Raw genomic sequence first — 14265 nt, forward strand, 5'->3', positions numbered from 1 at the left:
CTCAGGTGTCAGCTCCCCGGCCGCGTACCCCAGATGTAGACCCGGTCACCCTTGAGCAGCACATCCCACAGCCGCTGGGCGTCGCGGTGGCTCAGATTGACGCAGCCGCGGCTGCCGGTGGGGCTGTAGAGGCTGCCGGAGGAGGCGTGGAAGGCCTGGCCACCACTGAAGAACTGGCTGTAGGGCATCGGTACGTTGTAGATCGTCGAGTAGTGGTTCTTGTGCTTCCAGTAGACGCTGTGCCAGCCGTTGCGCGTGCGGTATCCGGCGCGGCCGCTGCGGATCGGGACGGGGCCGTAGACGACCTTCTTGCTCTTCTGCACCCACATGAGCTGCCGGGCCTGGTCGACGCAGGCGACCCGGTAGGTGCGGACGGGGCACTTCCCGGCGGCGTTGGGGTTGGGGCGGGCGGAGAGCAGCCGCATCCGGCCCCAGGTGACGGGTCCGGCGAAGCCGTTGGCCGGCTTGATCTTCTGCTTGATCTGGAACGCCCGGATGGCCTTGCAGTCGGCCGCGGACTGCTTGCCGTCCACCCGGCGCTTGAGCCAGCGCTCGACCGCCCGCTGGTGCGGGCCGGCCTTCTTGGTGCACGTGACGGCCGCGGCGGCGTACCGATCGACGACCTCGCCGGGGAGCACGAACTCGACGAGCTCGTCGCCCCCGGCGGGCGGAGACGGCTCGGCCGAGTCCTCCTCGGCGCTCGGCGTGTACACGAACGGCGGCAGCACCTGATCGATCGTGTCCTCCGGCCCGGAAGGCCCGACGGGCACGAGCCCCGGCACGAGCCCGGCCCCGGGCGGCGCGGGCGGATCCGACTGCGCGAAAGCGACGGGTCCTGCCCCGAGAACGGCGCCGAGGACCAGGAGGAGGGCGAGGCCCTGGTGTCTTGTCCAAGTGATCACCCCCTCAGGAGACCCCCCACGACCCCCCGGTCACGTCCGCCGCGCGGCGAAGAGGGCCGGGGTTCCCCCGTTTCGAGGGGGTGGGGCTGGGTGGGTCGGGGATCGTCGCGGCGCGGGGGTGAGCCGGGGCCCGGGTTCGGCGGGGCAAGGCGCCGGCCGAGACGCGGGGGCCCGTCGGCACCCACGCGCGCGGCCTGGACAGCAGCGGCCGGACGGCGGGGGTTCGCCGCCGGCGCGCGGCGAGCCGTGGGCGGGCCCCGGCCGGGGCCCGCCCACGCGCGCGGCGAGCCGGACACCCCGCGCCCCGGGCTGGGGCGTGGCGCGGCCACCGCCCGGGGGGAGGCGGGTGGGTCGGGGGTCCGCGCGGCGCGGGGATGAGCCGGGGGCCCTGGTTCGGGAAGGGGCCCCGGGGGAGAAGTGGCCGTGCCCGTCTAGGTACCGCTCGCGTCTCCCCACGCCCCCCTGATCCCCTCCGCCACGTCCTGCGCCGTCACCGGGCCGCCGTTCGACATGCGGCGGGCCGAGAGGCCGTGGAGGTAGGCCGCCGTCGAGGCCGCGTCGTGCGGGAGCAGGCCGGCCGCGAGGAGGGAGCCCGCCAGGCCCGAGAGGACGTCGCCGCTGCCGGCCGTGGCCAGCCAGGACGTGCCCGTCGGATTCGCGCGGACCGGGCCGGAGGCCGAGGCCACCAGGGTCGTCGAGCCCTTGAGCAGGACCGTCGCCCCGTACCGCCCGGCCAGCTCCCGTACCGCGTCCAGCCGCGCCGCCTCGACCCGCTCGCGGGCCACGCCGAGCAGCGCCGCCGCCTCCCCGGCGTGCGGGGTCAGCAGTGTCGGAGCCGTACGGCCCCGCACGGCGTCCGGGGAGAGGTCCCGCAGGCCGTCCGCGTCCACGAGCACCGGGACGTCGGAGGCGAGGACCTCCGCGACCCCGGGACCGTCGCCGAGACCCGGGCCGACGACCCATGCCTGCACCCGTCCCGCCTTCGCCGGCGGCCCGGCGTGCACCAGGGTCTCGGGGTGGCGCGCGATCACCGCGTCCCCGGCCGGGCCGACGTAGCGCACCGCGCCGGCGCCGCCCCGCAGCGCGCCCGCCACCGCCAGGACCGCCGCGCCCGGATAGCGCGCCGATCCGGCGACGATCCCCACCACGCCCCGCCGGTACTTGTCGCTCTCCGCCGCCGGGACCGGCAACATCCGCGCCACGTCCGCGTGTTGCAGCGCCTCCGCCTCCGGAACGGACGGCAGGTGGTCGTCGAGCCCGATGTCCACGAGCCGCAGCGCCCCGGCGTACTCCCGCGCCGGATCGATCAGCAGCCCCGGCTTGTACGTACCGAAGGTGACCGTCGCGTCCGCCCGCAGCGCCTCCCCCGCCACCTCCCCGGTGTCCGCGTCGACGCCACTCGGCAGGTCCACGGCGACCACGACCGCGTTCGAGCCGCGGGCCGCCCGCGTCACCGGCACCACGTCCGGGCGCAGTCCCCCGCGCCCGCCGATGCCGGTGATCCCGTCCAGGACGAGATCCGCCGCGGCGAGCACCTCGAAGGGATCGTCCACCACCCGCCCGCCGGCCCGGCGCAACGCGTCGAGACCGCCCTCGTGCGCGCGCGAGCCGAGCAGGACGGCCGAGACGCCGGCGCCCCGCCGGGCCAGCCGCGCCCCGGCGAAGAGCGCGTCGCCGCCGTTGTCCCCACTGCCTACGAGGAGGACGACCCGGGCCCCGTACACCCTCCCGAGGAGCGAGCAGCACGCGGCCGCGAGCCCGGCGGCGGCCCGTTGCATCAGCGCGCCCTCGGGCAGACGTGCCATCAGTTCGGCCTCGGCGGCCCGGACGTTCTCGACGCGGTGAGCGGTACGCATACGGTCAACCCTCGGCGATCACCACCGCCGACGCCACCCCCGCGTCGTGGCTGAGGGACACATGCCAGTTCCGTACGCCCAGTTCCGCCGCCCGAGCCGCCACCGTCCCGCGCACCCGCAGCCGCGGCTGCCCGGTCTCCTCGACGTAGATCTCGGCGTCGGTCCAGTGCAGCCCGGCCGGCGCGCCGAGCGCCTTGGCGACGGCCTCCTTCGCGGCGAACCGCACCGCCAGTGACGCCGCCCCGCGCCGCTCCCCGCTCGGAAGCAGCAACTCGCGCTCCAGGAACAGCCGGTGCAGCAGCCCCGGTGTCCGCTCCAGCGACGCGGCGAAACGGTCCACCTCCGCCACGTCGATCCCCACCCCGATGATCATTCGACGCTCACTCCACCGTCACCGACTTCGCCAGATTCCTCGGCTGGTCCACCTCGTTGCCCCGGGCCGTCGCCAGCTCGCAGGCGAAGACCTGCAGGGGCACGGTCGCCACCAGCGGCTGCAGCAGCGTGGGCGTCGCGGGGATCCGGATCAGATGGTCGGCGTACGGCACGACCGTCTCGTCCCCCTCCTCCGCGATCACGATCGTCCGCGCACCGCGTGCCCGGATCTCCTGGATGTTGGAGACGATCTTGTCATGGATGACCGAGCGCCCCCGGGGCGACGGCACGACGACCACGACCGGCAGATCCTGCTCGATCAGCGCGATCGGACCGTGCTTCAGCTCGCCCGCCGCGAAGCCCTCCGCGTGCATGTACGCGAGCTCCTTGAGCTTCAACGCGCCTTCGAGCGCCACCGGGTAGCCGACGTGCCGCCCCAGGAACAGCACCGTGTCCTTCTCGGCGAGCGACCGCGCCAGGGCCCGCACCGGCTCCATCGTCTCCAGGACGCGCTCCACCTCGTCGGAGATCTTCGCGAGGTCCCGGATCACCGCGTGGATCTCGTCGCCCCACTTGGTGCCACGGATCTGCCCCAGGTAGAGCGCCACCAGATAGCAGGCCACGAGCTGCGTCAGGAACGCCTTCGTGGAGGCGACGGCGACCTCGGGTCCGGCGTGCGTGTACAGCACCGCGTCCGACTCGCGAGGAATCGTGGAGCCGTTGGTATTGCAGATGGCCAGCACCTTGGCTCCCTGCTCACGGGCGTGACGCAGGGCCATCAGGGTGTCCATCGTCTCCCCGGACTGCGAGATCGCGATGACCAGCGTGCGGGGCCCCAGGATCGGGTCCCGGTAGCGGAACTCGCTCGCCAGCTCGACCTCGCACGGGATGCGGGTCCAGTGCTCGATGGCGTACTTGGCGATCAGACCGGCGTGGAAGGCCGTACCGCACGCCACGATGACGACCTTGTCGGCCTCGCGCAGCACCGCGTCGGGGATCCGGACCTCGTCGAGGGTCAGCGAGCCCGCCGCGTTGATCCGCCCGAGGAGCGTGTCGGCGACCGCCTTGGGCTGCTCGGCGATCTCCTTGAGCATGAAGTAGTCGTAGCCGCCCTTCTCGGCGGCCGAGGCGTCCCAGTCCACGTGGTACGCCCGCACCTCCGCGGGCGCCCCCTCGAAGTCCGTGACCATGACACCGTCGCGGCGCAGCTCGACGACCTGGTCCTGCCCCAGCTCGATCGCCGACCGCGTGTGGGCGATGAACGCGGCCACGTCGGACGCGAGGAAGGACTCGCCCTCCCCCACGCCCACCACCAGTGGTGAGTTGCGCCGCGCGCCGACCACGACGTCCGGCTCGTCGGCGTGCACCGCGACCAGTGTGAAGGCCCCCTCGAGGCGCCGGCACACCTGCCGCATCGCCTCGGCCAGGTCCCCGCACGAGGAGAAGGACTCGGCGAGCAGATGCGAGACGACCTCCGTGTCGGTCTCCGACGCCAGCGCGTGCCCGCGCTCGGTGAGCTCGTCCCGCAGTGCCGCGAAGTTCTCGATGATGCCGTTGTGGACGACGGCGACCCGGCCCGCGTTGTCGAGATGCGGGTGCGCGTTGGCGTCGGTGGGCCCTCCGTGGGTGGCCCACCGGGTGTGTCCGATGCCGGTGGACCCGCTCGGCAGCGGCCGGTCCACCAGCTCCTTCTCCAGGTTGACGAGCTTGCCCGCCTTCTTCGCCGCGGCCATGCCTCCGTCGGAGAGCACCGCGACCCCGGCCGAGTCGTAGCCCCGGTACTCGAGCCGCTTGAGGCCCGCGATCACTACATCAAGCGCCGACTGCCCGCCGACGTAACCCACGATTCCGCACATGGCGGCAGCCTACGGCGACCTCGGCCCGCGTCAGCTGAGCTTCGCCACCTGCGCGTCGATGACGGGCTTCGGCTGCTTCTCGACCTCGAGGGAGAGACGTCTCGCGGCGAACGACGCGCGGGTGCTGCCCTGGCGCACCGCGGCCAGGGCCGGCGCCTCGGGGACGGGCGCCCGCGGGCGCTGGGCCGCGCCCTTGTCACCGCCCCCCGACGCCGACCCGCCGCAGGCGGCGGTTTCCTCTCGCCCGCGGCGAGCCCCCACAGGACGCCCGTCATACCCCCACGTGACCGAGCACACGACCCACAACCGCCCCGCACCCCCGACAATGTCCCTGTGATCACTTCGCCGCCACGAAGCACTCCTCGCCGGGCCGAGGCCACGCCCTACGTCGACCTCACCCGGGCCGAGTGGAGCGCCCTGCGCGACAAGACCCCCCTGCCGCTCAGCGCGGAGGAGGTCGAGCGGCTCCGCGGTCTCGGCGACGTCATCGACCTCGACGAGGTCCGCGACATCTATCTGCCGCTGTCCCGGCTGCTCAATCTGTACGTGGGAGCGACCGCCAACCTCCGCGGCGCCCTCAACACCTTCCTGGGTGACGCGGGCAACGGCCACGGCACCCAGCAGGGCACCCCGTTCGTCATAGGGGTCGCCGGGTCGGTCGCGGTCGGCAAGTCCACCGTCGCGCGTCTCCTCCAGGCACTGCTGGCCCGCTGGCCCGAGCACCCGCGCGTCGAGCTGGTCACCACCGACGGCTTCCTCTACCCCATGGAGGAGCTCAAGCGGCGCGGCCTGATGTCGCGGAAGGGCTTCCCCGAGTCGTACGACCGGCGCGCCCTGACCCGCTTCGTGGCCGACATCAAGGCGGGCAAGGAAGAGGTCAGCGCCCCCGTCTACTCGCACCTCATCTACGACATCGTCCCGGGCGAGCGCCTCACCGTCCGCCGTCCCGACATCCTGATCGTCGAGGGCCTCAACGTCCTGCAGCCGGCTCTCCCCGGCCAGGACGGCCGCACCCGGGTCGGCCTCGCCGACTACTTCGACTTCAGCGTGTACGTCGACGCCCGCCCCGAGGACATCGAGCGCTGGTACCTCAACCGCTTCCGCCGGCTGCGCGAGACGGCGTTCCAGAACCCCTTCTCGTACTTCCGCAAATACACCCAGGTCTCCGAGGACGAGGCCCTCGACTACGCGCGCACGATGTGGCGGACCATCAACAAGGTGAACCTGCTGGAGAACGTGGCTCCGACGCGTGGCCGTGCGACGCTCGTCGTACGCAAGGGTCCGGACCACAAGGTCCAGCGCCTGTCCCTGCGCAAACTCTGAGGAGCCACGGGGTGCTGCATCTCCGTCTGATCGTCCCGTCCGACCGCACCGACGAGGTCGTCCGTACGCTCGAGAAGACGGTGGGCACGACCCATCTCGCGATCGTGCCCGGCGCCGCCCGCAACCCGGCCGGGGACCTCGTGCTGTGCGACGTCGCCCGCGAGGCGGGCGACGAACTGATCGCCGACCTGAAGGCCCTGGGCATCGACCGGGACGGTTCGATCGCCGTGGAGAACATCGACCTCTCGCTCTCGAAGCGCGCCGACAAGGCGGAGGACGAGGCGCCGGGCGAGGGCGCGGACGCGGTGCTGTGGGAGGCGCTCACGGAGGCGACCCACGAGGAGTCGACGCTCTCCGTCACGTACGTCCTTTTCCTCGCGGTCGCCACGATGCTGGCCGCGTGCGGTGTGATGCTCGACAACGCGATCCTGATCGTGGGCGCGATGGCGGTGGGCCCCGAGTTCGGCCCGCTGGCCGGCATCTCCACCGCGCTGGTACAGCGCGCGCCCCGGCTGGTGTGGCGCTCTCTGGTGGCCCTGCTCGTCGGTTTCGCGGCGGCGATGGTGATGACGGCGGGCTTCGCCTGGCTGATGGACGCGCTCGGCCTCTTCGAACGCTCGATGGTCGAGGCGGCCCGCCCGAACACCGCTTTCATCTGGAAGCCGGACTGGATGTCCTTCGTGGTCGCCTTCCTGGCGGGCATCGCGGGCACGCTCTCGCTGACCTCGGCGAAGTCGGGCGCGCTGATCGGCGTCGCGATCTCGGTGACCACGGTCCCGGCGGCGGCGAACGCCGCCGTGGCGTTCAGCTACACGGACTACGGCCAGTTCTCCGGCTCGGCCGGCCAGCTGATGGCCAACTTGGGCGGCATCGTCCTCGCCGGCACGCTGACGCTCCTGACCCAGAAGTGGCTCTGGTCGCGCACGCGCTGACCCCGGGGCGGACATCCGCCCCGGGGCCTCGACATGCGGCGGGTATCTACCCGAGCGCGGACTTCACCACGTCGGCCAGTCGCCCGGCGACCGTCCGCGCCTGCTCGATGTCCGCCGCCTCGACCATGACCCGCACCAGCGGCTCCGTACCCGAGGGACGCAGCAGCACCCGCCCGGTCTCGCCCAGCTCACGCTCGGCCTCGGCGACCGCGCCCGCCAGCTCGGCGGAGGTCTTCACGCGGGACTTGTCGACGTCCGGCACATTGATCAGTACCTGCGGCAGCCGCTCCATCACGCCGGCCAGCTCCGCCAGCGAACGGCCCGTGGCGGCGACCCGCGCGGCCAGCATCAGACCGGTCAGGGTGCCGTCACCAGTGGTGGCGTGGTCGAGCACGATCACATGGCCCGACTGCTCGCCGCCCAGCGCGTACCCGTGCTCCTTCATCGACTCCAGGACGTACCGGTCGCCCACGGCGGTCTGCACCAGCTGCAGGCCCTCGCGCTCCATGGCGATCTTGAAACCCAGGTTGGACATGACGGTCGCGACGACCGTGTCGCCACGCAGGGTGCCGGCCTCGCGCATGGCGAGGGCCAGTACGGCCAGGATCTGGTCGCCGTCGACCTCGTCGCCCGCCGCGTCCACGGCGAGGCAGCGGTCCGCGTCGCCGTCGTGGGCGATGCCCAGGTCGGCGCCGTGTTCGAGGACGGCGGCCTTGAGGAGGTCCAGGTGCGTCGAGCCGCAGCCGTCGTTGATGTTGAGCCCGTCCGGCGTGGCGCCGATGGTGACGATCTCGGCACCGGCACGGGTGAACGCCTCGGGCGACACCCGGGAGGCGGCGCCGTGCGCCTCGTCGAGGACGACCTTCAGCCCGTCGAGCCGGTTGGGCAGAACGGTCATCAGGTGGCCGACGTACTTGTCGAAGCCCTCGTCGTAGTCGGTGACCCGGCCCACGCCCGCCCCGGTCGGCCGCTGCCACGGGGCACCGGTGCGGTGCTCCTCGTAGACGGTCTCGATCCGGTCCTCCAGCTCGTCGGCGAGCTTGTGACCGCCGCGCGCGAAGAACTTGATGCCGTTGTCGGGCATGGCGTTGTGGCTGGCGGAGAGCATCACGCCGAGGTCGGCGCCGAGCGCACCGGTGAGATACGCCACCGCCGGGGTGGGCAGCACACCGACGCGCAGGACGTCCACGCCCGCGCTCGCGAGACCCGCCACGACGGCGGCCTCCAGGAACTCTCCCGACGCACGCGGGTCCCGCCCGACCACGGCGGTCGGCCGATGCCCCTCGAAGGTGCCCGCCTCGGCGAGCACATGCGCCGCCGCGACCGACAGACCGAGCGCGAGCTCCGCCGTCAGATCCGCGTTGGCGACACCGCGCACGCCGTCCGTGCCGAAGAGTCGTCCCACAGTTGTCCTCCGAAAATGCTCCGAAATACAGGCCTCCAGGGCTTTGTGTGCCCTGAGGTCGTGGAAAGACGTACGCCCCGACAGCACAGAGGTGCCGCCGGGGCGTACGTTCAAAGCAGGCCGAGCAGGCGATTTAGCGCTTGCTGTACTGCGGGGCCTTACGGGCCTTCTTGAGACCGGCCTTCTTGCGCTCGACCGCACGGTCGTCGCGGGAGAGGAAGCCGGCCTTCTTCAGCGCCGGGCGGTTGTTGTCGACATCCGCCTCGTTCAGCGCGCGGGCCACGCCGAGGCGCAGGGCGCCGGCCTGACCGGAGACGCCGCCACCCGAGATGCGGGCGATGACGTCGTAGCGGTTGTCGAGCTCGAGCACCTTGAAGGGCTCGTTGACTTCCTGCTGGTGCACCTTGTTGGGGAAGTAGTCCTCAAGGGTGCGACCGTTGATCTTCCACTTGCCGGTGCCCGGGACGATCCGGACGCGGGCGATGGCGTTCTTGCGACGGCCCAGGCCGGCGGCCGGCTGCGGGTCGCCGAAGCGGGAAGCCAGCGACTCGGTGGTGTACTCGCCCTCGACGGGGACCTCGGACTCGAAGGTGGTGACCTCCGCGTAGGTCTCTTCGCCCTCGACGGGGGTCTCAACAGTGGTCTCGGCCACGATTCTCCTCAGATTTCTTTCGTTCTTAGGGGGTGTGGCCGGAACTACTGCGCGACCTGGGTGATCTCGTACGGGACCGGCTGCTGAGCAGCGTGCGGGTGCTGGTCGCCCGCGTAGACCTTCAGCTTCGAGAGCATCTGACGGCCCAGGGTGTTCTTGGGGATCATGCCCTTGATGGCCTTCTCGACGGCCTTCTCGGGGCTCTTCGCGAGGAGCTCGTCGTAACGGACGGAGCGGAGACCACCCGGGTAGCCGGAGTGGCGGTACGCCATCTTCTGGGTCTTCTTGTTGCCGGACAGGTGGACCTTGTCGGCATTGATGATGATGACGAAGTCGCCCATGTCCATGTGGGGGGCGTACATCGGCTTGTGCTTGCCCCGGAGGAGGTTCGCTGCCGTAGTCGCCAGACGGCCCAGGACGATGTCCTGCGCGTCGATGATGTGCCACTGGCGCGTGACATCGCCGGGCTTGGGGCTGTACGTACGCACGGTCGTAGCCTTCGCTTCTTCAGTGATGGAGTTCTCCCGGCCCAGAGGGCTCAGGAGATGGGTCCTGACAAGCCCACCTGGACGATCACGACAGCCTTGGCGGCGCTACGGGGACGCAACCCGAGTGCCTGCCGCTGGTCATCGGCCCGGTGGACCGGCGTAAGGGCCCCTCGCGTGAGAACGACCAAGCCAATACGCATAACGAACCAGAAGAATACTCGGCGTCCCCCGCCCGGGTCAAAACGCGTCCCCGGGCCCCGGGCCGGTCAGGGCGCGCCGAGCGCGCGGGCCAGGGCGTCGGCCTGGTTCCGGTTGTAGGCCCCGCTGATCTGCACCGTCCGCCCCGTCAGCTTCTCCATCACGACGACATGGCTGACCAGCCTGTCCTCGCCGAGCACCATGGCCAGCTGGTTCCCCGGCCCGGCCCGCCCCGCGACCTTGCCGCTCAGCGCGCTGAAGGCGGACCGGTCGGCGTCCCGGAAGGTGACACTGACCCGCCACGTGCCCGGCGTGTCCGACTCCACGACCCGGACGTCCTCGAAACGGCCGACGGTCATCCCGTCCGTGCTCTTGGTCACCACGCACATGTCGCGGTTGTCGGAGGTGAAGGAGCGGCCCTTGGGGGGCGGGGACTCCAGGGGCATCGCCCCTGGCTGGTCGGAGAAGCACACCCCCTGGCGCACGCTCTCCACCTCCAGGAAGCGCAGCGGCGCGACGGGCGCGCCGATCGTCCGGGCGTCGGCCTCCCAGGGCCGTACGACGGCCAGCGCGGTCCCGGCGACGACGAGCGCGGCCGCCGCGACGGCCCACCACAGCCGCCCGCGTGCCGGCGTTCCGCCCGGCCGGGTGTCCGGCCCTGCCCATGGATCCGGCCGGCCCTCCGTCGTGGCTCCGGTCTCCAGCGCCGCCGTGCGCGGGGGCGCCGGCACGGGGGTCGTCGCCGCGTCCGGGTCCACCGCCCGGCTCGCCTCCTCGACCGCTCGCAGCCGGTCCTGCCGGTGGCGTTCGATCTCCGCCGTCCAGGACGGGCCGAGCCACTCGCGCCGGGCGTCGGTCCCCCCGTCCAGCCGCTGCGAGGTGTAGTCCAGCAGGTCCGCGGGGGTGGGCCGCTTCGACGGGTCGAGGGCCAGGCAGGGCAGTACCAGGGCCCCGAGCCCGTCCGGCAGCCCGTCGAGGTCGAGGTCGCCCGTCGCGGCGCGCACCAGCTGCTCCATCGCCGGGCCGGCCCCGCCGTCGCGATACGGCGCCCGGCCGACGGCCAGGTAGAAGAGGGTCGCGCCGAGCGAGAAGACGTCGGAGGCGATGGTCGTCGGCTCGCCTCGCGCCTGCTCGGGCGACGCGTAGGCGACGGTGCCCAGGGCCGTCTCCGTACGGGTCACGTCATGGGCCTGGGAGATGCCGAAGTCGATCACCCGTGGGCCGTCGAGCGGCAGCAGTACGTTCGACGGCTTGACGTCCCGGTGCACCAGACCCGCCGCGTGGAGCGACACCAGGGCCTCGGCCATCCCCGCCGCCACCCAGTACAGGGCGCGCGGGCCGAGGGTTCCGCAGCGCTCCACGAGATCCTTCAGCGAGGGAGCGGGGACGTACTCGGTCGCCATCCACGGGACGTCGGCCGCGGCGTCCGCGTCCACCACGCTCGCGGTGTAGACGCCCCTCACGCGCCGGGCGAGCCCCACCTCGCGGGCGAACCGCCGCCGGTCGTCCTCGCTGTCGGTGAGGAGTGTCTTGACCGCCACCAGCCGGCCCCCGGGCGAACGGGCGAGATAGACCCGCCCCATGCCCCCGCTGGCCACCTCCGCGAGCACGGTGAACGGCCCGCACTTCTGCCCCGCCCGCATACCCCCACCCCCGGCAGGCACCTTACCGACGGGCAAGCGGGCGCGCAGGGTTATCGGCCGCGGTCGTCCCGCGCGCTCAGCGCGCCCGCTCCACCCGCCGCTCGTCCCACACCGGCTCCGTCGTCTCCCGGACCACCCCGTCCGAGCCGAAGACCAGATACCGGTCGAAGGAGCGCGCGAACCAGCGGTCGTGGGTCACCGCGAGGACGGTTCCCTCGTACGCCTCCAGGCCGTCCTGGAGGGCCTCGGCCGACTCCAGGTCCAGGTTGTCGGTCGGTTCGTCGAGCAGCAGCGCGGTCGTTCCGGACAGCTCGAGCAGCAGGATCTGGAAGCGGGCCTGCTGGCCGCCGGACAGCCGGTCGAAGGGCTGGTCCCCCTGCCGCTCCAGCTCGTACCGCCGCAGCACGGACATCGCCCCGCCGCGGTCCTTCGCGTGCTCGGTCCACAGGATGTCGACGAGCGGGCGGCCCTTGAGCTCCGGGTGCGCGTGGGTCTGCGCGAAGTGGCCGGGCACGACCCGGGCGCCCAGCTTCCACGTGCCGGTGTGCGCCACCGACGGGTCCCCGGCGAGCAGCCGCAGGAAGTGGGACTTGCCGGAGCCGTTCGAACCGAGGACGGCCACCCGCTCGCCGTAGAAGACCTCCAGCGAGAACGGCTTCATCAGACCCGTCAGCTCAAGGCCCTCGCAGGTCACGGCACGCACGCCGGTACGGCCGCCCCGCAGCCGCATCCGGATGTCCTGCTCGCGCGGCGGCTCCGGCGGCGGACCGGCCTCCTCGAACTTCCGCAGCCTCGTCTGCGCCGCCGCGTACCGCGAGGCCATCTCATGGCTGACCGCCGCCGCCTGCCTCAGGTTCAGCACCAGCTTCTTCAGCTGGGCGTGCTTCTCCTCCCAGCGACGCTTCAACTCCTCGAACCGCGCGAACCGCTCCCGCCGCGCCTCGTGGAAGGTGCCGAAGCCCCCGCCGTGGACCCACACGTCCGACCCGGCGGGCCCCGGCTCCACGGCCACGATCTTCTCGGCGGCCCGGGCCAGCAGCTCCCGGTCGTGGGAGACGAAGAGCACGGTCTTACGGGTCTCCCGCAGCCGCTCCTCCAGCCACCGCTTACCCGGGACATCCAGATAGTTGTCCGGCTCGTCGAGCAGCAGGACCTCGTCCGGGCCCCTGAGCAGCGACTCCAGGACCAGCCGCTTCTGCTCGCCGCCGCTGAGGGTGCGCACCTCGCGGAACTGCGCGCGGTCGTAGGGCATCCCCAGCGCCGCCGTCGTGCACATGTCCCAGACCGTCTCGGCCTCGTACCCCTGCACCTCGGCCCAGTCGCTCAGCGCCTGCGCGTAGGTCATCTGCGCGGCCTCGTCGTCGACCGTCATGATCAGGTGCTCGGCCTCGTCGACGGCCTTCGCGGCCTCGCGGATCCGCGGCTGCGCCACCGAGACGAGCAGGTCACGGACCGTGCGGTCGTCGCGCACCGAGCCGACGAACTGCGGCATCACGCCGAGACCGCCGCTGACGGTCACCGAGCCGCCGTGCGGCTGGAGCTCCCCGGAGATCAGCCGGAGCAGGGTGGTCTTCCCGGCCCCGTTGGCGCCGACGAGCGCGACGACGGCACCTTCCCCCACGCGGAAGGAGGCGTCTCCCAGCAGGACCCGCCCATCCGGAAGGTAGTACTCAAGATGCGCGGCCTCGACATGTCCCATGGTCCGCATTGTCGCCGCCGTCTCGACCTGCGCCCAACCGGTTTAGGATGCGCGGCATGAGTTTCGGGGGACCCCAGTGGCCGCAAGAGCCGCAGCAGCCGTTCGGGCAGCACCAGCAGCAGCCGCAGACACCGGACTGGGGCGCACTCGCCGACGCCTCGGCCGCACGCGCACGCCGTAAGCGCTGGCTCATGATCGGCGGCGGCGCCCTCGCCACCGTCGCGGTCGCCGCGATCGTCGCGACCGCCGTGGTGACCTCCAACAACGACTCCGGGACCGGCGACTCCGGCAAGAACGGCACCGCGCTTCCCACGGCCACCGACCTGCCGAGCGACACGACGCAGCCCCAGCCGTCGTTCTCCTCGGTCGCCCCGCCGCCCCCGCCGAACCCCAAGGACTTCATCGCCACGGAGCAGAAGGACCGCGCGCCGCTGAGCGCCGACTCCCTCTTCCCCGGCAAGAAGCTCACGATGAGCGGCCGCGCCTACACGAAGGGCGCGACCTCCTCGACGACCGACTGCGCCTCCGTCACCCAGGGCGGCCTCGGCGGTGTCCTGCAGAAGAACGGCTGCGACCGCGTGATCCGCGCCACGTACGAGAAGGACGGTGTCGCCATCACCGTCGGCGTCGCCGTCTTCTCCACCGAGGCCGAGGCGCTGCGCGCGAAGGACCAGGCGACCGGCGGCATCGCCCCGCTCGCCGGCTCCGGCATCGCCGACTTCTGCCGGGCCACGGTGTGTCTGCGCCGCGCCAACTCCCTCGGCAGGTACGCCTACTTCACCCAGGCCGGGTTCACCAACGGCAAGAAGGTGACCAAGGGCGACCAGGGCGTCTTCACGGCCAGCGACGACCTGGCCAACTTCACGTTCAACCAGATCTACGCCCGCGGCCGCACCCAGGCCTCGGCGGCCGCGGCCGCTCCCGGGGAATGACCGCGGG

13 protein-coding genes are annotated in these 14265 nt (G+C 72.2%); 3 read left to right on the forward strand and 10 right to left on the reverse strand.

Going from position 1 to position 14265, the window contains the following annotated elements:
* Window positions 1–8 precede the first annotated feature (8 nt).
* The 5 genes from ACZ7J0_RS11920 to ACZ7J0_RS11940 all read right to left on the reverse strand — a co-directional run bounded on the left by ACZ7J0_RS11920 (window position 9) and on the right by ACZ7J0_RS11940 (window position 5247).
* Entirely contained in the window at window positions 9–899 is an 891-nt protein-coding gene (locus tag ACZ7J0_RS11920; RefSeq protein WP_470886763.1) for a L,D-transpeptidase family protein, read from the reverse strand.
* 434 nt (window positions 900–1333) lie between these two features.
* The gene (locus ACZ7J0_RS11925) at window positions 1334–2758 is read right to left on the reverse strand and encodes an NAD(P)H-hydrate dehydratase (RefSeq protein ID WP_470886420.1); all 1425 of its coding nucleotides are present in this window, start codon (window positions 2756–2758) and stop codon (window positions 1334–1336) included.
* Window positions 2759–2762: 4 nt separating this feature from the next.
* Window positions 2763–3131, reverse strand: coding sequence for a holo-ACP synthase (locus ACZ7J0_RS11930; protein ID WP_470886422.1), 369 nt, complete (start codon window positions 3129–3131; stop codon window positions 2763–2765).
* A 7-nt stretch (window positions 3132–3138) separates the two neighbouring features.
* Complete coding sequence (gene glmS / locus ACZ7J0_RS11935) at window positions 3139–4986, reverse strand: glutamine--fructose-6-phosphate transaminase (isomerizing) (protein ID WP_470886424.1); 1848 nt, start codon at window positions 4984–4986, stop codon at window positions 3139–3141.
* Between the two features lie 30 nt (window positions 4987–5016).
* Window positions 5017–5247 (reverse strand): hypothetical protein, encoded by a 231-nt coding sequence (locus ACZ7J0_RS11940; RefSeq protein WP_470886426.1) that lies wholly within the window; start codon window positions 5245–5247, stop codon window positions 5017–5019.
* Window positions 5248–5319: 72 nt separating this feature from the next.
* Here ACZ7J0_RS11940 and coaA point away from each other — a divergent pair, with 72 nt between their 5' ends.
* On the forward strand, window positions 5320–6309 hold the full coding sequence (gene coaA, locus ACZ7J0_RS11945; protein ID WP_470886428.1) for a type I pantothenate kinase: 990 nt from the start codon (window positions 5320–5322) through the stop codon (window positions 6307–6309).
* A gap of 11 nt (window positions 6310–6320) precedes the next feature.
* Complete coding sequence (locus ACZ7J0_RS11950; RefSeq protein WP_468708333.1) at window positions 6321–7241, forward strand: DUF389 domain-containing protein; 921 nt, start codon at window positions 6321–6323, stop codon at window positions 7239–7241.
* A 46-nt stretch (window positions 7242–7287) separates the two neighbouring features.
* On the opposite strand, the gene glmM is transcribed toward ACZ7J0_RS11950, so the two are convergent.
* The 5 genes from glmM to ACZ7J0_RS11975 all read right to left on the reverse strand — a co-directional run bounded on the left by glmM (window position 7288) and on the right by ACZ7J0_RS11975 (window position 13326).
* Window positions 7288–8646, reverse strand: coding sequence for a phosphoglucosamine mutase (gene glmM, locus ACZ7J0_RS11955; protein WP_470886430.1), 1359 nt, complete (start codon window positions 8644–8646; stop codon window positions 7288–7290).
* A gap of 133 nt (window positions 8647–8779) precedes the next feature.
* A complete protein-coding gene (gene rpsI / locus ACZ7J0_RS11960) occupies window positions 8780–9298 on the reverse strand; it encodes a 30S ribosomal protein S9 (protein WP_470886432.1) in 519 nt (172 codons plus the stop codon).
* Window positions 9299–9342: 44 nt separating this feature from the next.
* Window positions 9343–9786 (reverse strand): 50S ribosomal protein L13, encoded by a 444-nt coding sequence (rplM, locus tag ACZ7J0_RS11965; protein ID WP_470886434.1) that lies wholly within the window; start codon window positions 9784–9786, stop codon window positions 9343–9345.
* A gap of 266 nt (window positions 9787–10052) precedes the next feature.
* The gene (locus ACZ7J0_RS11970; protein WP_470886436.1) at window positions 10053–11627 is read right to left on the reverse strand and encodes a serine/threonine protein kinase; all 1575 of its coding nucleotides are present in this window, start codon (window positions 11625–11627) and stop codon (window positions 10053–10055) included.
* Window positions 11628–11703: 76 nt separating this feature from the next.
* Window positions 11704–13326 carry an ABC-F family ATP-binding cassette domain-containing protein gene (locus tag ACZ7J0_RS11975; protein ID WP_469122283.1) on the reverse strand — a complete coding sequence of 541 codons (1623 nt, stop codon included), beginning with the start codon at window positions 13324–13326 and terminating at the stop codon, window positions 11704–11706.
* Between the two features lie 56 nt (window positions 13327–13382).
* On the opposite strand from ACZ7J0_RS11975, the gene ACZ7J0_RS11980 reads away from it, so the two are divergent.
* Entirely contained in the window at window positions 13383–14258 is an 876-nt protein-coding gene (locus ACZ7J0_RS11980) for a hypothetical protein (protein WP_470886438.1), read from the forward strand.
* The last annotated feature ends 7 nt before the right edge of the window (window positions 14259–14265 follow it).

This window comes from Streptomyces sp. NPDC038280 (assembly GCF_055600045.1).